The organism is Variovorax sp. KBW07 (assembly GCF_003852515.1).
Lineage (GTDB): Bacteria > Pseudomonadota > Gammaproteobacteria > Burkholderiales > Burkholderiaceae_C > Variovorax.
The window spans coordinates 34,981-57,784 of record NZ_QAJK01000004.1; the positions used below are offsets into that span (position 1 = coordinate 34,981).

Annotated in this window: 22 protein-coding genes; 8 read left to right on the top strand and 14 right to left on the bottom strand. The window is 67.5% G+C overall.

Annotated features, from left to right (window positions below; translation table 11 throughout):
• Nucleotides 1-17: 17 nt before the first annotated feature.
• From DBV14_RS00845 to DBV14_RS00860, 4 genes are all read right to left on the bottom strand, one after another.
• Nucleotides 18-1,949, bottom strand: a complete 1,932-nt coding sequence (locus tag DBV14_RS00845) for a sensor histidine kinase (RefSeq protein ID WP_124457339.1) — start codon at nt 1,947-1,949, stop codon at nt 18-20.
• A gap of 132 nt (nt 1,950-2,081) precedes the next feature.
• Nucleotides 2,082-2,804 (bottom strand): response regulator transcription factor, encoded by a 723-nt coding sequence (locus DBV14_RS00850; RefSeq protein WP_124457300.1) that lies wholly within the window; start codon nt 2,802-2,804, stop codon nt 2,082-2,084.
• Between the two features lie 80 nt (nt 2,805-2,884).
• Nucleotides 2,885-3,235 carry a c-type cytochrome gene (locus DBV14_RS00855; RefSeq protein WP_124457301.1) on the bottom strand — a complete coding sequence of 117 codons (351 nt, stop codon included), beginning with the start codon at nt 3,233-3,235 and terminating at the stop codon, nt 2,885-2,887.
• Nucleotides 3,236-3,247: 12 nt separating this feature from the next.
• The gene (locus tag DBV14_RS00860; RefSeq protein WP_185545884.1) at nt 3,248-3,688 is read right to left on the bottom strand and encodes a DUF3592 domain-containing protein; all 441 of its coding nucleotides are present in this window, start codon (nt 3,686-3,688) and stop codon (nt 3,248-3,250) included.
• A 209-nt stretch (nt 3,689-3,897) separates the two neighbouring features.
• On the opposite strand from DBV14_RS00860, the gene DBV14_RS00865 reads away from it, so the two are divergent.
• Nucleotides 3,898-4,569 carry a hypothetical protein gene (locus DBV14_RS00865; protein WP_124457303.1) on the top strand — a complete coding sequence of 224 codons (672 nt, stop codon included), beginning with the start codon at nt 3,898-3,900 and terminating at the stop codon, nt 4,567-4,569.
• Nucleotides 4,570-4,575: 6 nt separating this feature from the next.
• Here the strand turns inward: DBV14_RS00865 and DBV14_RS00870 are convergent, their stop codons facing one another.
• The 6 genes from DBV14_RS00870 to DBV14_RS00895 all read right to left on the bottom strand — a co-directional run bounded on the left by DBV14_RS00870 (nt 4,576) and on the right by DBV14_RS00895 (nt 9,025).
• Entirely contained in the window at nt 4,576-5,235 is a 660-nt protein-coding gene (locus DBV14_RS00870; protein ID WP_124457304.1) for a hypothetical protein, read from the bottom strand.
• A gap of 54 nt (nt 5,236-5,289) precedes the next feature.
• Complete coding sequence (locus DBV14_RS00875; RefSeq protein WP_124457305.1) at nt 5,290-5,490, bottom strand: hypothetical protein; 201 nt, start codon at nt 5,488-5,490, stop codon at nt 5,290-5,292.
• 132 nt (nt 5,491-5,622) lie between these two features.
• Nucleotides 5,623-6,429 (bottom strand): PPK2 family polyphosphate kinase, encoded by an 807-nt coding sequence (locus DBV14_RS00880; RefSeq protein WP_124457306.1) that lies wholly within the window; start codon nt 6,427-6,429, stop codon nt 5,623-5,625.
• A 44-nt stretch (nt 6,430-6,473) separates the two neighbouring features.
• Nucleotides 6,474-6,911, bottom strand: coding sequence for an RNA-binding S4 domain-containing protein (locus tag DBV14_RS00885; protein WP_185545886.1), 438 nt, complete (start codon nt 6,909-6,911; stop codon nt 6,474-6,476).
• 12 nt (nt 6,912-6,923) lie between these two features.
• The gene (locus DBV14_RS00890) at nt 6,924-8,345 is read right to left on the bottom strand and encodes a sensor histidine kinase (protein ID WP_124457308.1); all 1,422 of its coding nucleotides are present in this window, start codon (nt 8,343-8,345) and stop codon (nt 6,924-6,926) included.
• Entirely contained in the window at nt 8,342-9,025 is a 684-nt protein-coding gene (locus tag DBV14_RS00895; protein ID WP_124457309.1) for a response regulator transcription factor, read from the bottom strand. Before DBV14_RS00895 ends, DBV14_RS00890 begins: the two co-directional genes overlap by 4 nt.
• 138 nt (nt 9,026-9,163) lie before the next feature.
• On the opposite strand from DBV14_RS00895, the gene DBV14_RS00900 reads away from it, so the two are divergent.
• From DBV14_RS00900 to DBV14_RS00910, 3 genes are all read left to right on the top strand, one after another.
• Nucleotides 9,164-10,123 carry a tripartite tricarboxylate transporter substrate binding protein gene (locus DBV14_RS00900; RefSeq protein ID WP_124457310.1) on the top strand — a complete coding sequence of 320 codons (960 nt, stop codon included), beginning with the start codon at nt 9,164-9,166 and terminating at the stop codon, nt 10,121-10,123.
• Nucleotides 10,124-10,223: 100 nt separating this feature from the next.
• Nucleotides 10,224-10,775: a tripartite tricarboxylate transporter TctB family protein gene (locus tag DBV14_RS00905; protein ID WP_124457311.1), complete on the top strand. Its 552-nt coding sequence runs from the start codon at nt 10,224-10,226 to the stop codon at nt 10,773-10,775.
• A 1-nt stretch (nt 10,776) separates the two neighbouring features.
• Nucleotides 10,777-12,300, top strand: a complete 1,524-nt coding sequence (locus DBV14_RS00910; protein ID WP_124457312.1) for a tripartite tricarboxylate transporter permease — start codon at nt 10,777-10,779, stop codon at nt 12,298-12,300.
• Between the two features lie 84 nt (nt 12,301-12,384).
• On the opposite strand, the gene DBV14_RS00915 is transcribed toward DBV14_RS00910, so the two are convergent.
• From DBV14_RS00915 to DBV14_RS00930, 4 genes are read right to left on the bottom strand one after another with little or no spacing between them, the layout of a single operon-like run.
• Complete coding sequence (locus DBV14_RS00915; protein ID WP_124457313.1) at nt 12,385-15,522, bottom strand: efflux RND transporter permease subunit; 3,138 nt, start codon at nt 15,520-15,522, stop codon at nt 12,385-12,387.
• Between the two features lie 18 nt (nt 15,523-15,540).
• The gene (locus tag DBV14_RS00920; RefSeq protein WP_124457314.1) at nt 15,541-16,767 is read right to left on the bottom strand and encodes an efflux RND transporter periplasmic adaptor subunit; all 1,227 of its coding nucleotides are present in this window, start codon (nt 16,765-16,767) and stop codon (nt 15,541-15,543) included.
• Nucleotides 16,764-18,284 carry an efflux transporter outer membrane subunit gene (locus tag DBV14_RS00925; RefSeq protein ID WP_124457315.1) on the bottom strand — a complete coding sequence of 507 codons (1,521 nt, stop codon included), beginning with the start codon at nt 18,282-18,284 and terminating at the stop codon, nt 16,764-16,766. Before DBV14_RS00925 ends, DBV14_RS00920 begins: the two co-directional genes overlap by 4 nt.
• Nucleotides 18,281-19,009 (bottom strand): CerR family C-terminal domain-containing protein, encoded by a 729-nt coding sequence (locus DBV14_RS00930; RefSeq protein WP_260396762.1) that lies wholly within the window; start codon nt 19,007-19,009, stop codon nt 18,281-18,283. Before DBV14_RS00930 ends, DBV14_RS00925 begins: the two co-directional genes overlap by 4 nt.
• A 147-nt stretch (nt 19,010-19,156) precedes the next feature.
• Here DBV14_RS00930 and DBV14_RS00935 point away from each other — a divergent pair, with 147 nt between their 5' ends.
• The 4 genes from DBV14_RS00935 (at nt 19,157) to DBV14_RS00950 (ending at nt 22,740) form a co-directional block, all read left to right on the top strand.
• Complete coding sequence (locus DBV14_RS00935; RefSeq protein ID WP_124457340.1) at nt 19,157-20,701, top strand: sigma-54-dependent Fis family transcriptional regulator; 1,545 nt, start codon at nt 19,157-19,159, stop codon at nt 20,699-20,701.
• Nucleotides 20,702-20,793: 92 nt separating this feature from the next.
• Nucleotides 20,794-21,135, top strand: coding sequence for a hypothetical protein (locus DBV14_RS00940; RefSeq protein WP_124457317.1), 342 nt, complete (start codon nt 20,794-20,796; stop codon nt 21,133-21,135).
• A 56-nt stretch (nt 21,136-21,191) separates the two neighbouring features.
• Entirely contained in the window at nt 21,192-21,395 is a 204-nt protein-coding gene (locus tag DBV14_RS00945) for a hypothetical protein (protein WP_260396763.1), read from the top strand.
• A 157-nt stretch (nt 21,396-21,552) separates the two neighbouring features.
• Entirely contained in the window at nt 21,553-22,740 is a 1,188-nt protein-coding gene (locus DBV14_RS00950) for a substrate-binding domain-containing protein (RefSeq protein WP_124457319.1), read from the top strand.
• The last annotated feature ends 64 nt before the right edge of the window (nt 22,741-22,804 follow it).

Genomic DNA, 22,804 nt, shown 5'->3' on the forward strand with positions numbered 1-22,804 from the left:
AAGGCCCCCCGGAACTCTCACGCGGTCTCCAGCGGCGCGGCAGTCGTGCTTGCGCCGCCCGGCGCCTCGCGCACCAGCGGCAGCCACAGCACGAACCGCGTTCCCGTCGGTCGCGACTCCCAGCTCACCTTGCCCTTGATCGACTGTGCCCGCCGCCGCTGGTTCTGGATGCCGCGTCCCGATGCGGACGCATTCGACAGCGCCTTGTCGACATCGAAGCCCTGGCCGTTGTCCTCGATGGTTACCTGCACGCCCGTTGCCGTCAGCGCGGTGCCCACGCGGATCTCGGTGGCGCGCGTGTGGCGCAGGATGTTGGCGATGCTCTCCTGCACGATGCGCAGGATGTGCAACGCGCTGGACGGGTCCAGCCACGCCAGGGCGGGCAGCTCCTGCACCTCCCATTGCAGCGAGACACCGGTGCCCTCCAGCCGCGGCTCCAGCCGGTAGCGCAGCGTGGCGAGCAGCAGCAGCAGGTCGGCCTCGACAGGCTCCAGCGAATCGAGCGTCAGCTTCAGGTCGTCCAGGCAGCTCTTGAGAATCTGCGAGACCTTGGTGTCGCTCATGCCACCGCCTTCGACCGAGCGGATGGCGCTGATCAGCGACGAGCCGAGCCCGTCGTGCATGTCCTGCATCAGGCGCTGGCGTTCGTCGCTGATGGTCTGGCGGCGCTCCACTTCGCGCAACCGCCGGTGGCTTTCTTCCAGCTCGGCTTCGCGCGTCTGCAGTCGCTCCGCCAGGCTGGCGTTGAGGTCTTCGACCTCGGCAATGGCTTCGACATAGCGCCGGTACATGAGGGCGCCGAACACGCTGAACGCCACCGCGTTGGTGTACGCGCCCAGGTACCACGCTTCAGGGCTGATGAAGTTGTTCTGCAGCAGCCAGTCGGTCACGCCCAGCAGCGTGCACACGCCGATGCCGGCCGCCACCAGCCGGCCTTCGTTGGAGCGGCGCCAGGCGCTGATGCCGCCGATCAGCCCGACGGCCGCGCCCATGAGCGCGGCCACCGTGTAGATCAGCGGCGTGACCTGCGGCGTGTTCTGCAGAATGGCCAGGCTGGGCATCGTCAGCACGGCGATGGTGGCGGTGGCGCCCACCACGCCATAGGTCAGCCACTTCAGCGGCCGGCCATGCAACTGGCGCAGGAAGAAGTGCACCACCATCACCAGCCAGAACAGCGCATTGACGGTCAGCCAGGCAAACCAGTCGTTGGCCACCGGCAGGCCCACGTAGAAATGCAGGCCGCGCAGGAAAGACGTGGCGGCGAGGTTGAAGAAAAGCAGGTAGCCCATTTCGTGCTGGCGCTTGAACCACACGAACAGGGCGAACACACCGACCGCCATGAACGCGGCGCTGAGCATGGCGGGCAGCTCCTGCTGCAGCCACTGGCGCAGCCGGTAGCTGCCGCGCAGCGCCTCGGCCGGGCCCAGCCACAGCGAAGACAGCGCCACCTGCGCGCTCTTCGTGTGCTCCAGGCGAAGCATGATTTCGTTCAATGGCGGGCTGCCTTCGGCGCTTTTCTCGAGCACCACCCACAGCGGGGTGCGGGTGCTGTTCCACAGCGGGCCCTGTTGCTGCGCGCGGTGCACCAGGTGGCCATTGGCATAGACCGCGATGGTTCCGTCGGTCTTGACCCGCACGCCGTACAGCGCCAGCGGTCCCGAGCTGGCCGGCAGGCCGTGGGTCGACAGCTTGATCCACGTGACGCGGCTGGCGCCGGCCGCCGCGCGCACGTTGGCCTGGCGCAGCAGCGCGATGGGCAAGGCCAGCGGCAGCTCGACGTGCTCCCATGCATCGGGCAGGGCGCTGCTGTCCTGCACGAGCGGTGGGGTGCTGAAACCCGATGCATCCTCGACCTGCCAGTCGGCCTGGGTCATGTGCAGCACCGCCTCGGGCTGCGGGGTGCCGTTCGCCAGGCCGAGCAGGGCGCCCACGGCCGCCAGCAGGGCCATGGAAAAGACGAGCACCACGTTGGCAAGAAAGGGCGCGGGGCGGTGGTTCAAAGGGTGTTGGAAGGGCGCGTTCGGAGCAGACGCACTGGATATGTAACTGATTTTGTTCCCGTGTTACCAATTGACGGGTATTCAGTCGGCCAATATGCCCTGCGTCCTTGCCTCGTAGATCGCTTCCGCCTTCGACGTGACTTTCAGCTTGCTGTAGATGCGTCGAACGAAAGTTCGGACCGTGAAGTGCGACAACTCCATGAGCTTGGCGATCTCGTGCGCGGTGAACCCCTTGGTGATGAGGTCGAGCACCTCTTTCTCGCGCGCCGACAGCGGCGGCGACGTGCTGTCGGACGCGGACGATTGGCCGCCCGCCGCAGAGGCACCGCCATTGCTGCCAGTGCCCGGCACGTTCTGCCGGAAGCGTTCCAGCACCTGCCGCGCGATGAGCGGGCTGATCGGGCTGCCGCCGCTGGCAAGGCTGCGGATTTCATCGACGGTCCTGGAAGGGGAGCTGTCTTTCAGCAGGTAGCCCGCCGCGCCGGCTTCGATCGACTGCATCACGTGCATCTCGTCGCCGAAATTGGTACTGACCATGATGCTGCAGCTGGGCCACTGCCGTACCGCGGCCCGGATCACGTCGATGCCGGAGCCGTCCGGCAGGCCCAGGTCGACCAGCAGCACGTCGGCCGGCGGACCCTGCAGCATCGCCAGCCCTTCGGCCCGCGTGCCGGCTTTTCCGGCCAGGCGCATGTCGGGTGCGTCCTGCACGACCTGGCTCAGGGCATCGCTGAAGCAGGGGTCGTCCTCGACGATCACGACGTGGATGGGATGTTGTTCCGGGTCGGAGCGTGCGCGTTGCATCGGGGCGCCATTTTGCGACGGTTTTTAGGAGAGAGCCCGTAGCGCATTCGTTCTACGGGCGACCTCGGGGGGCGACGGGTTCAGCGCGGCAGGGGCTGCGACAGCACCCACTGCGCCAGCACCTGCGCTTCGGCCGGCGACACCAGCGTTTGCCGCGGCATGATGACGCGCCCCCACGTGCCCACGCTGCCGTCGCGGATCTTGCCGGCGAGCCGCGCGGGTGCGTCGTCGTCGCCCTTGTAGCGCTGCGCGATCTGCGCGAAGCCGGGTCCGACCTGCTTGTGGACCATGCCGTGGCAGGCCAGGCAGCCGTTCTTCCTGGCCAGTTCCACGGGCGTGGTCTGCGCCATGGCGGGGAGCGAGAGGGCGACCAGCGCAGTGGCGATCGCGATTGCGATGCGGCGCCTGGCGGCGCGGGTTGGCCGTTGCATCGACATCACCGCTCAGGCCTCGGCTTTTTCATCCCTGCCGATGCGCCTGATGAGCCACGCGAAATAGAGAAAGACGGCGCTGATGACGCCGGAAATGGCCGCGGGCCCCCACATCTCGAACAGGCCGTTGACCATGGCCTTCTCCGGGTTCGAGGGCGGAACGAACACCTCGACGGTGTCGCCGATCTCGTAGCCCGGCGTACTGCTGCTGCTCGATGTCGTGACATCGACAAGCGCGCCCGACGGCGCCCGGAACCGCACGATGGGCCGCCACGTGCCGTCGGTGTTGTTCTTGTTGGTGCTGCGCAGGTGCTGCAGGTCGGTCACTTCGCCCTCTACGCGCTGGGCGGAGGCAATGAAAGTCAGCCGGTTGTAGAGCAGGACGCAGCACAGCGTGAGCAGCGCAAGGCCGATGAATCCGAAAATGAACTTGGCGGCGGTCTCGATCTTCATGCGGCGGGCTTTGCGCTTTCCTGGTTGGGTGCTTGCTCGCAGCCTTGGCGCGGCTGGCCGGCCCATCGTCGCATGGCAGGCCGCAGGGCCCCGAAATTGCCCCGGTTTACCGAAAGGCGGGCCGTCGTGCATTCGCGACAAGGCGATTCAAGAGTAACTATATGTATGGTTAAATCCCCGCAACTATCGCGAAGAAGACGAGGGATTCCATGAAGCTGATGCTGAGCGTTGCGCTTGCCGCCATGGCGCTGGTGGGCTGTGCGAGCACGCTGCCACCGACCGAACCCGGAACGGGCTCCGGCATGTCCTATGTGCCCATGGTCGCGATGCAGGGCGTGGACAAGGTCCGCTACGACAGCGACGTGGCCGACTGCCGCGTGGCGGCGTCCCGCATCACGGCGCGCAGCGACACCAACGACGGCGGCTGGGCCGCATTGGGCATCGGCCTCGTCACCTGGTACAGCCGTGGCCTTGCCACGGGCGCGGCGGTGGCCGGCATCGGTGCTTCGATTGCCGACTGGGTCGGCCGTCCGCCGGACAGCGTTTTCGCCGAGCACCAGCAGATCGCGATCGTTCATTGCATGGCCAAGCGCGGCTATCGCAACCTCGACCCGAACGTGCGCGACACCTTCTACGCCCACAACAATTTCGATCCCGCCGCGGTCACGGCCAAGCCCCGCCGCACGGGCATCGACACCTACAACGTCGAAACGCTCGCCAAGGCCGGCCGCTGCAACCTGCAGCCGCGCGCCGAGCTCACGGCCAAGGGCCCGGGCTACGAAAGCTACAACGTGCCTTGCGACAACGGCGGAACCTGGGCCGTGCGCTGCGAATTCGGCAAGTGCCGCGTGCTGGCACAGGCGCTCATCCGCCGCTCCTGAGTTGCCTCAGCCGCCGTCGTCCGGCGGCAACCACGCGAGCGACCGGTGAGTCGTTCGCTTCAAGGGCAGTGAGAGCCCGGCAAAGCGCGCTTCGATGCTGTCCCTTTCGCGGCCGCCGATGCGCGAGCCCAGCGACAGCGGAAGCTGGCGGCACAGCGCCAGCGCCTCTGCCACATTCACCTCGAGCAGCGCCGCCGTGGCGCGCGCCGCATCGCCCACGCGTTCGGCCGGACACACCGCCAATTGCAGGTCGTATTCAGCGAACAGCTCGCGAGAGATTCCGGGCAGCGGCGCGTTCGACGCGCATTCCCCGCTGTAGAAACCACCCCGGTCCAGAAACGCATCCTGGTCGTGATAGTGCGCGAGCGCCGTAGCGAAGTCGTCGAGGGTGGAGAGCGGCTGCTGCTGCTTCTGCACCATCAGCACATCGGCAAAGGTGGCCGCTTCGAGGTAATGCCGAAGGCCGTTGGCCACGGCGAATGCGGGCATGTCATCGCCTTCTTCGTCGGTGACGGTGTCGTCTTCCTCGTTCGCATTACTGGACAGGTAGAAGCGGGCGTCGTGCAGCGAGTCGTCGTCGCTGGCGTAGACCCAGGCGTAGCGGTCGTAGAGATCGCTGTCGTCGAGGCAGGCTGCCAGCGCCTCGATGGCCTCGCGCAGGCTCATGAGTCGTGGTGGCACCTCAGGAGCCTCCTCGCGAAGAAGGCCCCCGGGGTCCGATCAACGCCAGACGTAGTGGCCGCGCACCATGCGGCCATGCTCGCGGTGCGCCGGCACCCACACCTTGTGCGGGCGGTGATGCGGCCTGCTGTGTTGCGGACGGTCGTAGCCGGGGCCAGGTCCGTGGCGCGGGCCCGGCTGGGCCAGCGCAGCGGTCGACACAAGCATGCAGGCGGCAAGAGCGAAGAGAATTTTTTTCATGTTGGAGTCCTTCTGGTTGGTGCACCTCGATGGGTACGCTGACCAGCTTAGCGGGGCGACTCCAGCCGTTTCGTAGGCGGGAAAGCCCTTTACAGAAGCGACATGAAGGGCGGCCCGACCGGCGTTGACCGCTCACTTGACGATCATTCCCTTGAGCGCCGGGTCCGGCGGCGGTGCCTTGAGCTTCATCTGCCGCAGCGTCTTCACCAGCAGCTGCGCGATCATCACGTTGCGGTGCCGCTTGCTGTTGGCGGGTATCACGTGCCAGGGCGCATGGTCGGTCGAGGTGGCCGCAAGGGCCTGCTGGTAGGCCTGCTGGTAGGCGCTCCACTTGGTGCGCACCTCCAGGTCGTCCATGCTGAACTTCCACTGCTTGCCGGGCGTGTCGATGCGGGCCTGCAGGCGCTCGCGCTGCTCGTCCTTGTCGATGTGCAGCATGCACTTGACGACCACCGTGCCGGTCTCGGTGAGCAGCCGCTCGAAGTCGTTGATCTGCGCGTAGCGGCGCTTGGTCTCGGCCTTGTCGATCCAGCCTTCGACCACCGGCACCAGCACGTCTTCGTAGTGGCTGCGGTTCCACACCATGATCTCGCCGGTGCGCGGCACGGCGGCATGGCAGCGCCACAGGTAGTCGTGTGCGCGCTCCAGGTCGTTGGGCGCCTTGAAGGCCGTCACGCGCACGCCCAGCGGCGAGGTGCGCGAAAACACCCAGCGCACCGTGCCGTCCTTGCCGCTGGTGTCCATGCCCTGCAGCACCAGCAGCACCTTGCGCTTGCCTTCGGCATGCAGCAGGTCCTGCAGTTCGTCGAGCTCGATGGCCAGCGCATCGACCTCGGCGCGCTGCGATGCTTCGTCGCCTTCGCAGAAGGGCGTGTCGTCGGGGTCGATCTGCGAGAGCTTGAACTTGCTGCCGACGCGGTATTTCTTGAAGCTGGCCATGTCCCGTGACTCCGTGAAGAGGAAAGGGCCACAGCGTACGCGAATCAGCGGTCGGCTTCGTCGGAAGAATCGAGCGAGGCGCTCCAGCGGTTGTCCCATTCGGCATGCCGCACCGCGCCGTCGAGGTCGCGCCGGTCGCGCTTGGTCGGGCGGCCCTGCTCGATGGCCAGTGCCGGTTCGCTGCCCATGCGGCGCAGTTCGCGCTGGGCCGCCTGTGCCGCGATGCTCTCGGGCGTTTCTTCATAGAGCAGCTGGGCCACCGGGGCCGGCCCGCGCTGGCCGCTCACGCCGCGCACCGTCACGGTTCGCGTCTGCACGCCCAGGCGCATCGTCACGGTGTCGCCGGCCTTGACCTCGCGCGAGGCCTTGGCCACGTCGCCGTTCACCTGCACCCGGTTCTTGCCGATTTCTTCCGCGGCCAATGAGCGCGTCTTGAAGAAGCGGGCGGCCCAGAGCCATTTGTCGATGCGCAGACGTTCCAGAGGTTCCATAGGTCAGGAATTGTGCCGCCACAACGGCAGGTGCACGATGGCGTCGAGCCCGATGACCCTTGCGGCGTTGTCGGGCGCGTTGCGGTTGTCCAGGCTGATGCGCCCGTTCAGCGCCAGCACGATCTCGCGGCAGATCGCCAGCCCCAGCCCCGAACCGCTCGACCGGCTGCCGGCCGAGAAGGGCGCGAACAGCCGCTGGCGCAGGTCGGGCGAAATGCCGGGGCCGCAGTCGCGCACGGTGAGCACGGCGTCGTCGCCCTCGGCGCGCACCGAAATCGACAGCGCCGCGCCCACGGGGCTCAGCTTGATGGCGTTGTGCAGCAGGTTGCGCGTGAGCTCCTGCAGCATCCACTGGTGCGCGCGCACCGCCACCGGCTCGTCGATGGCCAGCTCGAAATCGAGCGCCTTGTCGGCCACCAGCGGCGACAGGTCGAGCGCGATGTTGCGCACTACTTCGCCCAGGTCGAGCGTGACCGATTCCGGCTGCTGGCGCAGCTGCTCCACCTTGGCGAGCGACAGCATCTGGTTGGCGAGCGCCGTGGCGCGTTCGACCGTCTGGCTGATTTCGCTGAAGGCCTGTTCAGGCGCCACGTCGCCGCGGCGTGCCGACTGCACCTGTGCCTTCAGCACCGCGAGCGGCGTGCGCAACTGGTGGGCGCTGTCGCGCACAAAGCGCTTCTGGTGGTCGAGCAGCCGCTGCAGCCGGCCCATGACTTCGGTGGTGGCGTCGATGAGCGGGCGCAGTTCGCGCGGCGCATCGGGCGCATCGATGGGCGAGAGGTCGTCGGCCGGGCGCTTGCCGATGGCCTCGCCCAGCTCGCGCACCGGCCGCGTGGCGCGCTGCACCACGAACACCGTCACCAGCGCGATCACGCCCATCAGCAGCAGCTGGCGCCACAGCATGTCGACCAGCAGCTTGCGCACCAGCGTCTCGCGCAACTCGAGCGTCTCGGCCACCTGCACCACGGCCATGCCGCGCCCGCGCGCGCTGGCGACGGGCTGCAGCAGCACCGCAACGCGCACCGGCTGGTTGCGGAACTGCGCGTCGTAGAAGTCGACCAGCGCCGCGTAGGCATTGCGGTCGGGCAGGCGGCCGCGCCAGAACGGCAGCTCGGCAAAGCCCGAGATCATTTCGCCGTCGAGCGACGAGACCCGGTAAAAAAGGCGGCTGCGGTTGTCTGCCTCGAAGGCCTCGAGCGCGGAGTAGGGCACGATGGCGCGCAGTTGCGCCTTCTCGTCGAAGCCCTCCACGTCGAGCTGTTCGCCGATGGTCTTGGCCGACGCCAGCAGCGTGCGGTCGTAGGCGGTGGTGGCAGCCGCAAGGCTCTGCCGGTACAGGCTCACGCTGTTGATCACGATGAACACGGCAATCGGCGCGAGGATGCCGAGCAGCAGCCTCGCGCGCAGCGACGAGATGCGCGTCATGCTTCGGGGCGCAGCAGGTAGCCGAGCCCGCGCATCGTCATCAGCACGGCGCCGGTGCCCGCGAGCTTCTTGCGCAGGCGATACACCACCACCTCGATGGCCTCGTACTGCACCTCGGTCTCGCCAGGGAACACCAGCTCGAACAGGCGCTCCTTGGTGACCGCATGGCCCGGCTTCATCATCAGCGCCTTCAGCAGCGCCAGTTCGCGTGGCGTGAGCTCCAGCACCTCGGCGCGGTGGTAGATGGCGCCGTTGTCGGGCTCGAAGCGCAGCCCGCCGATCTCTTGCGGGTTGAGCCCCGCGTCGGGCCCGATGGCACTGTGGCTGCGGCGGCGCAGCGCACGGATGCGGGCCTCCAGCTCGTCCAGGTCGAAGGGCTTGGGCAGGTAGTCGTCGGCGCCGGCATTCAGGCCGACGATGCGGTCGCCGACCGTGCCGCGCGCCGTCAGCAGCAGCACCGGCGTGCGCAGCCCCTCGGCGCGGGCCTGGGCCAGCACCTGCAGGCCATCGAGGTTGGGCAGGCTCAGGTCGAGCGCCACCACGTCGGGCTCGATGGCGCGCCACTGGGCTACCGCCTCGGCGCCGTCGCCGCAGATGCGCACGTCGATGCGGCGCCTCCCGAGGGTGCGCTGCAGGGTGATTTGCATCGAGGGGTCGTCTTCGACCAGCAGCAGCTTCATACGGTGGCGGTGGTGTAGGTCTTTGGTGTTTTCCCCAGTCTGGTGGACAGCCAACTGACAGCGGGGCGGCGCATGATAGCGCTCAGGTTCAAGTCAGGTTCCCTGCAAATTCCTTTCAGCCTTCTGGAGACACTCACAATGCGTCGCGACACCTTTTTGAAGTCATTGGCCGCGCTGGCCGCCGCCGGAGCCCTGCCACTGTCGGCCCGGGCCGCCGCCAACGTCAAGATGATGATCCCCGCCAACCCGGGCGGCGGCTGGGACACCACCGGCCGCGCACTGGGCAAGGCCCTGAGCGACGCCAAGGTGGCCGACACCGTCACGTACGACAACAAGGGCGGTGCCGCCGGCGCATTGGGCCTGGCCCAGTTCGTGAACGGTTCCAAGGGCGACGCCAACGCACTCATGGTGATGGGCTCGGTCATGCTGGGCGGCATCATCACCGGCAAGCCGCCGGTCAAGCTCGAGCAGGCCACGCCCATCGCGCGCCTGACCACCGAATACAACGTGTTCGTGCTGCCCACCAACTCGCCCTTCAAGACCATGAAGGACGTGGTCGAGCAGCTCAAGAAGGACCCGGGCAGCGTCAAGTGGGGCGGCGGTTCGCGCGGCTCCACCGAGCACATCGCCGCGGCCATGATCGCGCAGAAGGTCGGCGCCGATCCCTCGAAGATCAACTACGTGGCCTTCCGCGGAGGCGGTGAAGCCACCGCCGCCATCCTGGGCGGCAACGTCACCATCGGCGGCAGCGGGTACAGCGAATTCGCCGAGTACATCGCCGCCGGCAAGATGAAAGCCATTGCTGTCACCTCCGCCCAGCGCCTGCCGGGCATCAACGTGCCGACCCTGAAGGAACAGGGCATCGATGTCGAGATCGGCAACTGGCGCGGCGTCTATGGCGCGCCCGGCATCACGGCCGAGCAGCGCAAGGCGCTGACCGACATGGTGCTGGCCGCCATGAAGAGCGCGTCGTGGGCCGAGTCGCTCAAGAAGAACGACTGGACCCCGGCCGTGCTGTCGGGCGATGCCTTCGCCAAGTTCGTCGACGACGACTTCGCCAGCCTGCGCGCCATCATGACGAAATCCGGCATGGTGTAAGCGCTCCAGCGCCTGCCTGCCCGCTCGACGGCGCGCTGTCCTCGCAAGAGACGACAGCGTGCCGTTTTCAAATCCAGAACCACATTCCGGGAGTCAAAAAATGACAACTCCAGATCCCTCGGTCTTGCCGTCTGACAAGGCCGCGCAAGCTGCGGCCGTATGGCCTCAAACCCTGGTTGGCGCCGGCGTGCTGCTGACCGGCCTGGCGCTGGCCTTCGGCGCCATCGGCATTTCTTCCGAGGCCGGCTACGGCGGCGTCGGCCCCAACTTCCTGCCCTGGCTGGTGTCGGTTGTGCTCGTGCTGTGCGGCGCATGGATCCTCTGGGAAGCGCGCACCGGCGGCTTTCGCGAGCTCGATGCGCCCACCGGTGCCGACCGCGCCTACTGGCCCGGCTTCATCTGGGTCTCGGCGGGCCTGCTGCTCAATGCCGCGCTCATCACCACGCTCGGCTTCATCCTGAGCTGCACGCTGTGCTACGTGCTGGCCGTGCAGGGCCTGCGCCGCGCGAGCGGGCAAGCCGGCGTGAATGCGCCGCGCACCTGGCTCACCGACTTCGTTGCCGGCGCGCTCATCTCCGCGCCGGTGTTCTGGATGTTCACGCAATTCCTGGCCATCAGCCTGCCGGGCCTGACTTCGACCGGGTGGCTCTGACATGGAAATCTTCAACGCACTCATGGCGGGGTTCGCCACGGCGATCACCCCGATCAATCTGCTCTGGTGCCTGGTCGGCTGTGCGCTCGGCACCGCCGTGGGCGTGCTGCCCGGCATCGGCCCGGCCGTGGCGGTGGCCATGCTTCTGCCCATCACCGGCAAGGTCGACATCACGGCCTCGATGATCTTTTTCTCGGGCATTTACTACGGCGCGATGTACGGTGGCTCGACCACGTCCATCCTGCTGAACACGCCCGGCGAAACCGCCAGCATGGTGACGGCGATGGAGGGCAACAAGATGGCCAAGAGCGGAAGGGCGGGCGCTGCGCTTGCCACGGCCGCCATCGGCTCCTTCGTGGCCGGCACCATCGCCACCGTCATCGTCACGCTGTTCGCGCCTTTCGTGGCCGAGTTCGCGGTCAAGCTCGGCCCGCCCGAGTACTTCCTGCTCATGCTGCTGGCCTTCACCACGGTGAGCGCGGTGCTCGGCAAGAGCACGCTGCGCGGCATGACGGCGCTGTTCGTCGGCCTGGCCGCCGGCTGCGTCGGCCTCGACCAGATCTCGGGCCAGGGCCGCTACACCGGCGGCGTGCCCGAACTGCTCGACGGCATCGAGATCGTGCTGGTCGCGGTCGGCCTGTTCGCCGTGGCCGAAGTGCTGTACGCCGTGCTCTACGAGGGCAAGGTCGTCGAGGGCCAGAACAAGCTGAGCCGCGTGCACATGACCAAGCGCGACTGGAAGCGCTCCATTCCCGCGTGGCTGCGCGGCACTGCCATCGGCACGCCCTTCGGCTGCATCCCGGCCGGCGGCACCGAGATTCCGACCTTCCTGAGCTACGCGATGGAAAAGAAGCTCGTGAAGAACCCGGAAGACAAGGCCGAGTTCGGCACCAAGGGCGCCATCGAAGGCGTGGCCGGCCCCGAGGCCGCCAACAACGCCACGGTGACGGCCGCGCTGATTCCGCTGCTCACGCTCGGCATCCCCACGTCGAACACCACCGCCATCCTGCTGGGCGCATTCCAGAACTACGGCATCCAGCCGGGGCCGCAACTGTTCACCACCTCGGCTGCGCTGGTGTGGGCGCTCATTGCCTCGCTCTACATCGGCAACGTCATGCTGCTGGTGCTGAACCTGCCAATGGTCGGCCTGTGGGTCAAGCTGCTGAAGATTCCGAAGCCCCAGCTCTACGCCGGCATCCTGATCTTTGCAACGGTGGGTGCCTACGGCATGCGCCAGAGCGCGTTCGACCTGTTCCTGCTCTACGGCATCGGCCTGCTCGGTGTGGTGATGCGGCGCTACGACTTCCCGACCGCACCCGTGGTGGTCGGCATGATCCTCGGCCCGCTCGCCGAAGCGCAGTTGCGCAACGCCATGTCGATCGGCGAGGGCAGCGCAGCGGTGTTCTTCCAGCGGCCGATGTCGATCACGCTGGTCGTCATCGTGGTGGCCGTGCTGGTGCTGCCGCGCCTGGCCAAGCGCATGAGCGAGCGCAAGCTGAAGCGGTTGGCGCAACTGGACGCCTGACCCTTTTCGTCTTCACCATGAAAAAACCGGATGCGAAGGCATCCGGTTTTTTTGTTTGCGGGTCCCGCTTGTCCCGAAGCGCGTTCAGTTGGCGGGGCCTGCCGCCTGTGCTGCCGGCGGTGGCGTTTCGATCAGGTCGTCGTCGATGTGCGGATCGGCCGGCTGCCCGCGCAGCTTGCGCACGGTGCGCCGGATCCAGTGCTCGATGTCGTCGATGTAGGTGAACACCGCCGGCACCACCAGCAGGCTCAGCACGGTCGAGGTGATCAACCCGCCGATCACGGCCATGGCCATCGGCGAGCGGAAGCTCGAATCGGCCGAGCCGAAACCGACCGCGATCGGCAGCATGCCGGCACCCATGGCGAGCGTGGTCATGATGATCGGACGCGCGCGCTTGTGGCAGGCATCGCGCAACGCGTCCCAGCGGCTCATGCCGTGGTCGCGGCGCGCCACGATGGCGTACTCGACCAGCAGGATCGAGTTTTTCGTGGCGATGCCCATCAGCATGATCAGGCCGATCAGCGATGGCATCGACAGCGCCTTCTGCCCGATCAGCAGGCCCACGAAAGCTCCGCCCAGTGCCAGCGGCAGCGCGCACAGAATCGTCACCGGGTGCAGGAAGTCCTTGAACAGCAGCACCAGCACGATGTAGATGCACAGCACGCCGGTCAGCATCGCCAGGCCGAAGCTCGCGAACAGCTCGGTCATCACTTCGGCGTCGCCCACCTCGGCGATGCGCACGCCGGCCGGCAGCTTCTGGATCGAGGGCAGTGCCATCACCGCGGTCTTGGCATCACCCAGGCCCACGCCAGAGAGCTCGATCTCGAAGTTGACGTTGCGCGAACGGTCGTAGCGGTCGATCACGGCCGGGCCGCCTTCCATGGTGAGCGTTGCCACCTGGTTGAGCATCACCGGCCCGCGCGCGCTGGGCACCGACAGGCGCCCGAGCAGGTCGATGTCCTGCCGTGCCGAGTCTTGCAGCTTCACCACGATCGGCACCTGCCGCTGCGCCAGGTTGAGCTTGGCCAGCGACTGGTCGTAGTCGCCCAGCGTGGCCACGCGCAGCGTCTCGGCAATGGCGGAACTGGTCACGCCCAGGTCGGCGGCGCGCGCGAAGTCGGGTCGCACCGCGATCTCGGGCCGGATCAGGCTGGCCGTCGAGGTGATGTTGCCCAGGCCGGGAATGGTGCGCAGGTCTTTCTCGACCGCACTGGCGGCGGTCGACAGCGCCAGCGGGTCTTCGCCGGTCAGCGCCAGGATGTACTTCTCGCCCGAGCCGCCCAGGCCCACGGTGCTGCGCACGCCGGGCAGCGTTTCGAGTGCCGCGCGGATCTGGTTCTCGATCACCTGCTTGCGCGGCCGGTCGCCGCGCGGATCGAGCTTGATGGTGAGCGTGGCCTTGCGCGTCTCGGGCGTGCCGAAGCTGGCGAACGGGTCCCCGCCCGCGCTGCCGCCCGCCACCGTGGTGTAGACGCTCTTCACGTGGGCGATCTGCATTACGCGGCGGCGCGTTTCTTCCGACGCGGCGGTGGTCTGCGCGAGCGTGGAGCCCGGTGCGAGCGACAGGTACACCTGCGTCTGCGAGTTGTCGTCCGGCGGAATGAAGCCCGTCTTGAGCAGCGGAATCATGGCCAGTGAACCGAAGAAGAAGAGGGTGGCCAGCACCATCGTCTTGAAGCGGTTGTGCGTGCTCCACTCCACCGCGCGCATGTACCAGCGCAGCCAGGCCGGTTCCTTCTCGGCACCGACGATGGGCTTCAGGATGTAGGCGGCCATCATGGGCGTGAGCACCCGCGCCACCACCAGCGAGGCGAACACCGCGAGCGACGCCGTCCAGCCGAACTGCTTGAAGAACTTGCCGGCCACGCCGCTCATGAAGGCCGTGGGCAGGAACACCGCGATCAGCGTGAAGGTGGTGGCGATCACGGCCAGGCCAATTTCATCGGCCGCTTCCATGGCCGCCTGGAAAGGCGTCTTGCCCATGCGCAGGTGCCGCACGATGTTCTCGACCTCGACGATCGCATCGTCCACCAATATGCCCACCACCAGCGAGAGCGCCAGCAGCGAGATCACGTTGACCGAGAAGCCCAGCAGGTACATGCCGATGAACGCCGGAATGACCGACATCGGCAGCGCCACCGCCGACACGAAGGTGGCGCGCCAGTCGCGCAGGAACAGCCACACCACGATCACCGCAAGAATGGCGCCCTCGTACAGCAGGTGCAGCGAGCCGTTGTATTCCTCTTCCACCGGGTCGACGAAGTTGAAGGCTTCGGTCAGCTCGATGTCGGGGCGCTGCACGCGCATGTCGGCCAGCGCCTTCTGCACCGCGTGGCCCACTTCGACTTCGCTGGCGCCGCGGCTGCGGGCCACCTCGAAGCCGACCACCGGCTTGCCGTTGAGCAGCGCGGCGGCGCGCGGCTCGGCGATGGTGTCGCTGATGCGCGCCACCTGGTCGAGCCGGATGCGGCGGCCGTCGCTCAGTGCGATCTGCATGTCGGCCAGCTGGCCAGCCGACTGCACGGTGGCCAGCGTGCGCACCGGCTGCTCGCTGCCGCCCAGGTCGAAGCGGCCGCCCGCGCTCTCGGTCTGCACCTGGCGCAACTGGCGCGAGATGTCGCCCGCCGAGGCGCCGAGCGCCTGCAGCTTGACCGGGTCGAGGTCCACGTGCACCTGCCGCGTGGCACCGCCCACGCGGTTGACCGCGCCCACGCCGGGCAGCGCGAGCAGCTTCTTGGTGATGTCGTTGTCGACGTACCAGCTCAGCGCCTCGTCGTCCATCTGCGACGACGCGATGGTGAAGGCCAGCACCGGCTGGCCCGCCAGGTCGAGCTTGGTGACGACCGGGTCGCGCACGTCGGCGGGCAGGTCGGCACGCACCTTCTGCACGGCCGAGCGCACGTCGTCCACGGCCTCCTGCACTGGCTTCTCGAGCCGGAATTCGACGATCAGCGTGGCGGCGCCGTCCTGCACCTTGGTGGTGATGTGCTTCAGGCCCTGGATGGTGGCAATGGAGTTCTCGAGCTTGCGCGCGACGTCGGTTTCAAGCTGCGAAGGCGCGGCCCCCGGCAGCGACGCCGAGACCGTGACGGTCGGCAGGTCGATGTCCGGAAAGTTCTGCACCTTCATCGCGTTGAACGACAGCAACCCACCGAAGGTGAGCAGCACGAACAGCATCACCGCCGGAATCGGGTTGCGTATGGACCAGGCGGAAACGTTCATGAGCGAGTCCTTGTTGTCTTACTTGGCAGCGTTGGCGCTGGCGGCCGACGTGGCTGCCTTGGCTGCATTGGCGGGCTGGGCCGCGGGAGCGGCGGCGGCGGGCGGCGCATCGACCACGCGCACCAGGTCGCCGTCGTTCAGGAAGCCGGCGCCTTGCACCACCACCTGGGCGCCGTCGGGCAGCGCGCTGGTGATCTCGATGCGGTCGTTCAGCCGGCGGCCGATCTGCACCTTCATCTGCGCCACGTGGTTGTCGGGGCGCAGCACGAACACGTTGTTGAAGCCGTCGCGCGGCACGATGGCCGTCTGCGGCACCGTGGGCGCCGAGCTGCGGCCCAGTTCGAAGTCGCCGCGCGCGAACATGCCGGCCTTGACGCCGGTGTTCTGCAGCACGTTCGGCAGGTCGACATAGACCAGCGCCGCACGCGTCTGCGGATCGACAGTGGGTGCGATGCTGCGCACCGTGCCGCGCACCTGCGCGCCGCTGGCGCTGACCACGAAGGCCGGCGTGCCGACCGCGATGCGGCCCAGTTCGGCCGAGGTGACTTCGGCGCGCCATTCGAGCCGGCCCTGGCGGATCAGACGGAACAGCTCGGTGCCCGAGGCCACCACGCTGCCCACCGTGGCGGTGCGCGCCGAGATCACGCCGTCGTCGGGTGCCAGCACCTGCGTGTTGCGGCCGCGCACCTGCTGCGCCGCCAGCACCGCTTCGGCCGCCTCGACGCGCGCCTTGGCGGTCTGCTCGGTGGTCTGGTATTGGTTGATCTGCTGCTGGCTCAGTGCGCCGGTGGCCTGCAGCGTGCGGGCGCGCGCGGCATTGCCGGCGGCATCGGCGGCGGTGGCCTTTGCTTCGGCCAGCGAGGCACGCGACTGTGCAATGTCGGCCTGCACCGTCTCGGGCGAGAACACCGCCAGCACCTGGCCCTTCTTGACCACGTCGCCCACGTTCACGCGCACTTCGGCCAGCCTGAGCCCGTTGGATTCGGAGCCGATGACGGCCTCCTGCCATGCGGCCACGTTGCCGTTGGCCGCGAGCGTGAGTTGCAGCTCGGTGGCCTCGGGCTTGGCGACGGTGACGGTCAGCGCGGGCTTGGGCGCGCGGGCGCCGTCCTTGCCCTTGGTCGCTGCCGTGGCCGGCCCGGCGGTTTTTTCTTCAGGCTTGCGCGTCATCCAGAGGACGCCCGCGATGACGATGATCAGCGCCAGCAGCGCGATGACGAGAGTGGAACGTTTCATTCTTTTCATGGCGACGTCGCAACCTTGGAGGTCGGTGTGGTGGTCATTGAGGACGATTCGGGGCGGCTCCAGCCGCCGCCCATCGAGCGGTAGAGCGCAACCCAGGCTTCGGTGCGCTCGCGTTGCAGGGAGACGCGCGCGGTTTGCGCGGTGAACAGCGTGCGGCGCGAATCTTCCAGCTCGAACAGGCTGGCAAGGCCGCTGCCGTAGCGGGCCTGCGTGGCGTTGAACGAAGCCTGGTAGTTCTGCACCGCGGTGTCGGCATCGGTGGTGCGCGCGTCGGTCGCGTCGAGGTTCACCAGTGCTTCTTCCACTTCGCGCACCGCCTGCCGCACGCTGGCGCGGTAGGTCGACACGGCTTCGGCATAGCGTGCCTTGGCCGCATCACGGTTGGCAATGCGCGAGCCGCCGTCGAGCAGCGGCACGGTGAGCGACAGCGGGCCGACCGTCCATGTGTCCAGCGATTGCCGCACGCCGTCGGTGCGGAATTGCGTGCGCCCGATCGAGCCCGACAGCGTGAGCTTGGGATAGCGCTCGGCCTCGGCGGAGCCCACCTCGGCACTGGCCGAAGCCACGCCGAGTTCGGCCGCGTACACGTCGGGCCGTTGCGAGATGGCCTGTGCCGGCACGCTGGCGATGCTGCCCACGGCCGGCAACACGCGCTGCGCGGGCGATGCCGCGAGCTTTTGCGCCAGCGTGGTTTCGTCGATGCCGCTGAGTGCCACCAGTGCCTTGCGCTGCACCGCGCAAGAGGCGCGCTGCTGGATAAGGCGGCCCGAGGCGTCGGCGGCGCTGCCGCGTGCCAGCGCGGCGTCGGCCGGCGAGGTGAAGCCGGCGCGCGCCGAAAGATCGGTCAGGCGCGAGGTCTCGGCGCGCGAACGCGTGTCGGACTCGGCCACGCGCAACTGCTCCTGGCAGGCGCGTTCGGCGAAATAGGCGTTGGCCGTTTCGGCGGCAACAACCACCCGCGCGTCGTGCCATTTGGCATCGGCGCTGTTCTGCTTGGCTTCGGCGGCATCGCGGTCGGCGCGCAGGCGGCCGAACAGGTCGATCTCCCACTTGGACTGCAGGCCGGCCTGCAGCGTGGTGACCGGCGCGGTGGCCGAGGCGCTGCTGCCGCCGCCGCCGGAACCACCCGAAGAGCCAGAACCGCCGGAGCCGCCCGCGCCAAGTGACGAGGCCGAGACGCCGCGGCTGGCCGATGCCGTGCCGTCCAGGCTCGGCAGCAACGCTGCGCCAGCCTGCACGCGCGTCGAGCGCGCCTCGGCCACGCGGGCCGCGGCGCTGGCCACGTTGGGGCTGGCCGCTTCGGCCGCGGCGATCAGCTCGACCAGCAGCGGGTCGTCCAGCTGGCGCCACCAGTCGGCCAGCGAGGCGAGCGAGCCGCCGTGGGGCAGGGGCGCGTGCCATTGCGCGGGCAACGGTGCCTCGACCTGGGCGGGAGGGCGTGTCAGGGCGCAGCCCGAAAGGCCCAGGCCAAGGCCGAGCGGCAGGCAGAGGGTGGCGATCAGTCGGAGTTTTCTCATTGCTTCTTTCTCGCAGCGCGTGCGGGAGCCGGAATGCTGGGGGTGGCCGCGGCCTTGCGGCGTGTTTCTTCGGCTTGCACCAGTGCCAGCGCATAGCCCGTCAGGCGGTCGGCCCAGGCGTCGATGGCGCGCGGCGTGCGCAGCAGCGAAGGCCGGATGGCTTCGATGAAGTCCTGGCTCACATAGAGCTGCATCGACAGCCCGGTGATGGCGAAGGTCAGGCGGTGGATGTCGTCGTCGGCCCGGTCCAGCTTCAAGTGGCGGCACAGCAGGTCGGCAATGGCGCGGTGCGGGCCCTTGATGTCTTTTTCGAGTTCTTCGGCCCAACGGCTGGTGGGCTCCAGCATTTCGCGCATGTGCAGCTGGATGCATTGCCGCACGATCTCGCCCTGTTTCAGCGGATCGATCATGGATGCCAGGCAGATGCGCAGCGTGGCTTCGAGCGACTGGCCGGGCACGTTGCAGGCGGCCACGAGGTCGGCCGAATCGCCGCCCATCGGCTCGTTGAAGGTGGCGGAATACAGCCCCTCCTTGTCGCCGAAGTAGTAGCTGATGGCCGAGATGTTGACCTCGGCCTCGCGGGCGATCTCGCGCGTCGATGTCTTGGCGAAGCCCTTCTGCGCGAACAGGCGCAGCGCGGTGTGCAGCAGGCGATGGCGTGCCTCGGCGCCGTCGCTGCGCGGTGCGCGGCGCGGGGCCTGGGTGGTGGTGGCTGTCGCGTTCATGGCCGGCATTACACCACGCGCGAAATCAAACGATTGATTTACTTAAGGCTTTATGAAGAGCTTGGTTTTCCAGGCCGCACCCTGAGCATTTCATGAAGGCGGCCGATGCCCGGTTTGCCCTCGAAGGATGCGCGCTACGATCCGCGCATGCCCGCAGCCCCCACCGCTTCAACAGCCGCCGCACCGCCCGCCTTGCCCCTCGACGCCGAGGGGATTCTCGCGCTCGCAGCGCGCTCGATGTTTCATTTGTTTTCAAGCATCAGCCAGGGCATGTTTCTGGTCGACAGCAGCGGGCGCATCGTGTGGGTCAACGAGGGCTACCGGCGCTTCTTGCCGGCGCTGGGCTTCTCGTCCATCGACCAGTTCCTGGGCCACATGGTCGAAGACGTCATTCCCAACACGCAGATGCGGCGCGTGCTCGAAACCGGCGAGCCCATCTTGATCGACCTGCTCACCAACAAGGCCGGCACCTTTGTCGTCAGCCGCATTCCGCTGCGCGAAGAACGCGAGGACGCGGCGGGTGGTGTGGGTGACGTCATCGGTGCCATCGGCATCGTGCTGTTCGACCAGCCCGAGACCACGCTGCAGCCGCTCATCAGCAAGTTCGCGCTGCTGCAGCGCGACCTCGACGACGCGCGGCGCGAACTTGCCAGCCAGCGCAACAACCCGCTGTACCAGCATGCCGACGGCCAGCGCCGTTCCAAGTACACCTTTGCCAGCTTCATCGGCAGCAGCCCGGCGGCGGTGGAGGTCAAGCGCCATGCACGCCGCGCCGCGCAGTCGGCCAGCCCGGTGCTGCTGCTGGGCGAAACCGGCACCGGCAAGGAACTGCTGGCGCATGCTATCCATGCGTCGTCGGCACGCGCCAAGGGGCAGTTCGTCAGCGTCAACATCGCGGCCGTGCCCGACACCTTGCTGGAGGCCGAGTTCTTCGGCTTCGCACCCGGTGCCTTCACCGGCGCCGACAGGCGAGGGCGCGAAGGCAAGTTCAAGCTGGCCGACGGCGGCAGCCTGTTTCTCGACGAGATCGGCGACATGCCGCTCGGCCTGCAGGCCAAGTTGCTGCGCGCGCTGCAAGAGGGCGAGATCGAACCGCTCGGCTCCAACAAGCTCGTGCCCTTCGACGCGCGTGTGATCGCCGCCACCTCGCGCGACCTGCCCGAGCTGGTGCGGCGCGGCCTGTTTCGCGAAGACCTGTACTACCGCCTCAACGTGCTGCCGCTGCGCGTGCCGCCGCTGCGCGAACGGCGTGCCGACATTCCCGCGCTGGTCGAGGCGCTCGGCGAAGACATGGCACTGCGCAGCGGCGAGGCGCCGCCCGAGCTGACGCCCGATGCACTCGCGCTGCTCGCCGGCCAGCACTGGCGCGGCAACATCCGCGAGCTGCGCAACGTGCTGGAGCAGGTGACCATGCGCAGCGACTCGCAACGCATCGACGCCGCGCAACTCGAACGCATCCTGCGCGAAGCCGGGCTGGAGCAGATCGAGCTGCCAGATCTTTCGCATGTGAGCGGTGAGGGGGAGGCGGACTTGCTGCGGCCGTTGGCGCAACAGGTGGCGGAGCTGGAGCACAAGGCGATTGCGGCGGCGCTGGCATCGACGGGCGGGAACAAGCTGGCGACGTCGCGGCTGCTCGGCATTTCGCGCGCGACGCTGTATGAGCGGATGACGAGCCAGGAGCGGTCGGCGTGAGTTTGCCGGGCTTCATGCGTGAGGCGCGTTGAGCGCACGCCCGGCGATACTCCCGCCCCAGAACGCAACCCAACCCCCACGCTCCACGACCCATGAAGGCTCTTGCCCGCATCGCCGCCTGTTCCATCTTCTGTGCCGCCGCCGGCACGGCCAGCGCCGCACCACCACCGCCGCAATGCGCGAGCGAAGCCGTCGTGCAGGCCCGGAAACTCCTGGTCTTTCACTTCGGGGAGGACAACCGCATGGAGGTCGGTCCCGAGGTCAAGGAGCTCGCGCCCATCCGCAACCCGGCCAACAAGAAGCAGCAGTTCAAGGTGCTGGAGGTCTGGGGCTCGATCTACAAGGGCAACTACCGGATGCGGCTCATCTACTACCCGATGGACAAGAGCTGCCTGCTGATGGGGCAGGAAGTCCTGGAGCTCGCAAACCTGTGAGCGTTCGAGCCCTGCGGTCGACCTTCGGCCCCAACTGCCATTGGTGTGGTCTGCCCATGGATTTCGATGAGCCGCATGGCCGGCCCGAGTCCGCGACCATCGAGCACCTCGTCGATTCGACGCTGGGCGGCGTGCGCAGCCCCAAGCACCGGCGGCTGGCCCATGCCGCCTGCAACCACGCGCGCAACGAATTCCGCATGCAGGCCGAGCGCGAATTCCAGCGCTGGATCGCAGCCCGCCAAACCTCTGGCAAACCCTGACTGAAAAAAATACAAATGCCTGAAATTCAGGCATTGCAAGTGTCCTGAAAGCAGCCTGAAAGAGGTTTCTTCCAATGAAGAAACCTTTGTTATCAATGGTTTAACTGTGTGGCACGAACTGTGCAATATTCAGTCACCATTTTCAGGAGACACAAAGATGAACCGTCGCCACCTCGTCGCGCTGGCCGCGCTCGCCACCTGCGCATCCGCCGCACCGGCCTGGGCCCAATCCAACGAAATCCGCATCGCCCACATCTACAGCCGGACGGGTCCGTTCGAGGCCTACGGCAAGCAGACGCAGACCGGCTTCATGATGGGCCTGGACTACGCCACCGGCGGCACGATGACGGTCAACGGCAAGAAGCTCGTGGTCCTCGAGAAGGACGACCAGGGCAAGCCCGACCTCGGCAAGTCTTTGCTGGCCACCGCGTACTCCGACGACAAGGCCGCGCTGGCCGTCGGCCCCTCGGCCTCGGGCGTGGCGCTGGCCATGCTGCCGGTGGCCGAGGAGTACAAGAAGATCCTGATCGTCGAGCCCGCCGTGGCCGATTCGATCACCGGCGACAAGTGGAACAAGTACATCTTCCGCACCGGCCGCAATTCGAGCCAGGACGCCATCTCGAACGCGGTGGCGGTCGACAAGGCCGGCGTGACCGTGGCCACGCTGGCGCAAGACAACGCCTTTGGCCGCGACGGCGTGAAGGCCTTCGGCAGCGCGCTGAAGAAGGCGAAGCTGGTGCACGAGGAATACCTGCCGCCCGCCACCACCGACTTCACCGCCGGTGCCCAGCGCCTGATCGACAAGCTGAAAGACCAGCCGGGCCGCAAGATCATCTGGATCGTGTGGGCCGGCGCGGGCAACCCGTTCAAGATCGTCGACCTCGACCTGAAGCGCTACGGCATCGAGATCGCCACCGGCGGCAACATCCTGCCCGCCATGGCCGCCTACAAGGCGCTGCCGGGCATGGAAGGCGCGGCGTACTACTACTTCGGCATCCCGAAGAACCCGGTGAACGAGGCGATGGTCTCGGCGCACTACAAGCAGTTCAAGACGCCGCCGGACTTCTTTACGGCCGGTGGTTTCTCGGCCGCGATGGCAGTGGTGACGGCGCTGAAGAAGACCAACGGCGACACCAACACCAACAAGCTCATCAGCACCATGGAAGGCATGAGCTTCGACACGCCCAAGGGCAAGATGACTTTCCGCAAGGAAGACCATCAGGCGATGCAGTCGATGTACCACTTCAGGATCAAGGTCGACCCGGCGTTCGCATGGGGCGTGCCCGAGTTGGTCCACGAGATCAAGCCCGAAGAGATGGACATCCCCATCAAAAACAAGCGCTGAGCGCAGCGCACAGCACACCTAGCTAGCCGCGGCCCCGGCAAACGGGCCGCATTCCCTTCGCCCC

What these genes read in the sequence shown, in the direction of transcription:
- DBV14_RS00845 (WP_124457339.1), bottom strand. Translation starts at nt 1,949, where the DNA reads ATGGCCCTGCTGGCGGCCGTGGGCGCCCTGCTCGGCCTGGCGAACGGC.
- DBV14_RS00850 (WP_124457300.1), bottom strand. Translation starts at nt 2,804, where the DNA reads ATGCAACGCGCACGCTCCGACCCGGAACAACATCCCATCCACGTCGTG.
- DBV14_RS00855 (WP_124457301.1), bottom strand. Translation starts at nt 3,235, where the DNA reads ATGCAACGGCCAACCCGCGCCGCCAGGCGCCGCATCGCAATCGCGATC.
- DBV14_RS00860 (WP_185545884.1), bottom strand. Translation starts at nt 3,688, where the DNA reads ATGAAGATCGAGACCGCCGCCAAGTTCATTTTCGGATTCATCGGCCTT.
- DBV14_RS00865 (WP_124457303.1), top strand. Translation starts at nt 3,898, where the DNA reads ATGAAGCTGATGCTGAGCGTTGCGCTTGCCGCCATGGCGCTGGTGGGC.
- DBV14_RS00870 (WP_124457304.1), bottom strand. Translation starts at nt 5,235, where the DNA reads ATGAGCCTGCGCGAGGCCATCGAGGCGCTGGCAGCCTGCCTCGACGAC.
- DBV14_RS00875 (WP_124457305.1), bottom strand. Translation starts at nt 5,490, where the DNA reads ATGAAAAAAATTCTCTTCGCTCTTGCCGCCTGCATGCTTGTGTCGACC.
- DBV14_RS00880 (WP_124457306.1), bottom strand. Translation starts at nt 6,429, where the DNA reads ATGGCCAGCTTCAAGAAATACCGCGTCGGCAGCAAGTTCAAGCTCTCG.
- DBV14_RS00890 (WP_124457308.1), bottom strand. Translation starts at nt 8,345, where the DNA reads ATGACGCGCATCTCGTCGCTGCGCGCGAGGCTGCTGCTCGGCATCCTC.
- DBV14_RS00895 (WP_124457309.1), bottom strand. Translation starts at nt 9,025, where the DNA reads ATGAAGCTGCTGCTGGTCGAAGACGACCCCTCGATGCAAATCACCCTG.
- DBV14_RS00900 (WP_124457310.1), top strand. Translation starts at nt 9,164, where the DNA reads ATGCGTCGCGACACCTTTTTGAAGTCATTGGCCGCGCTGGCCGCCGCC.
- DBV14_RS00905 (WP_124457311.1), top strand. Translation starts at nt 10,224, where the DNA reads ATGACAACTCCAGATCCCTCGGTCTTGCCGTCTGACAAGGCCGCGCAA.
- DBV14_RS00910 (WP_124457312.1), top strand. Translation starts at nt 10,777, where the DNA reads ATGGAAATCTTCAACGCACTCATGGCGGGGTTCGCCACGGCGATCACC.
- DBV14_RS00915 (WP_124457313.1), bottom strand. Translation starts at nt 15,522, where the DNA reads ATGAACGTTTCCGCCTGGTCCATACGCAACCCGATTCCGGCGGTGATG.
- DBV14_RS00920 (WP_124457314.1), bottom strand. Translation starts at nt 16,767, where the DNA reads ATGAAAAGAATGAAACGTTCCACTCTCGTCATCGCGCTGCTGGCGCTG.
- DBV14_RS00925 (WP_124457315.1), bottom strand. Translation starts at nt 18,284, where the DNA reads ATGAGAAAACTCCGACTGATCGCCACCCTCTGCCTGCCGCTCGGCCTT.
- DBV14_RS00930 (WP_260396762.1), bottom strand. Translation starts at nt 19,009, where the DNA reads ATGAACGCGACAGCCACCACCACCCAGGCCCCGCGCCGCGCACCGCGC.
- DBV14_RS00935 (WP_124457340.1), top strand. Translation starts at nt 19,157, where the DNA reads ATGCCCGCAGCCCCCACCGCTTCAACAGCCGCCGCACCGCCCGCCTTG.
- DBV14_RS00940 (WP_124457317.1), top strand. Translation starts at nt 20,794, where the DNA reads ATGAAGGCTCTTGCCCGCATCGCCGCCTGTTCCATCTTCTGTGCCGCC.
- DBV14_RS00945 (WP_260396763.1), top strand. Translation starts at nt 21,192, where the DNA reads ATGGATTTCGATGAGCCGCATGGCCGGCCCGAGTCCGCGACCATCGAG.
- DBV14_RS00950 (WP_124457319.1), top strand. Translation starts at nt 21,553, where the DNA reads ATGAACCGTCGCCACCTCGTCGCGCTGGCCGCGCTCGCCACCTGCGCA.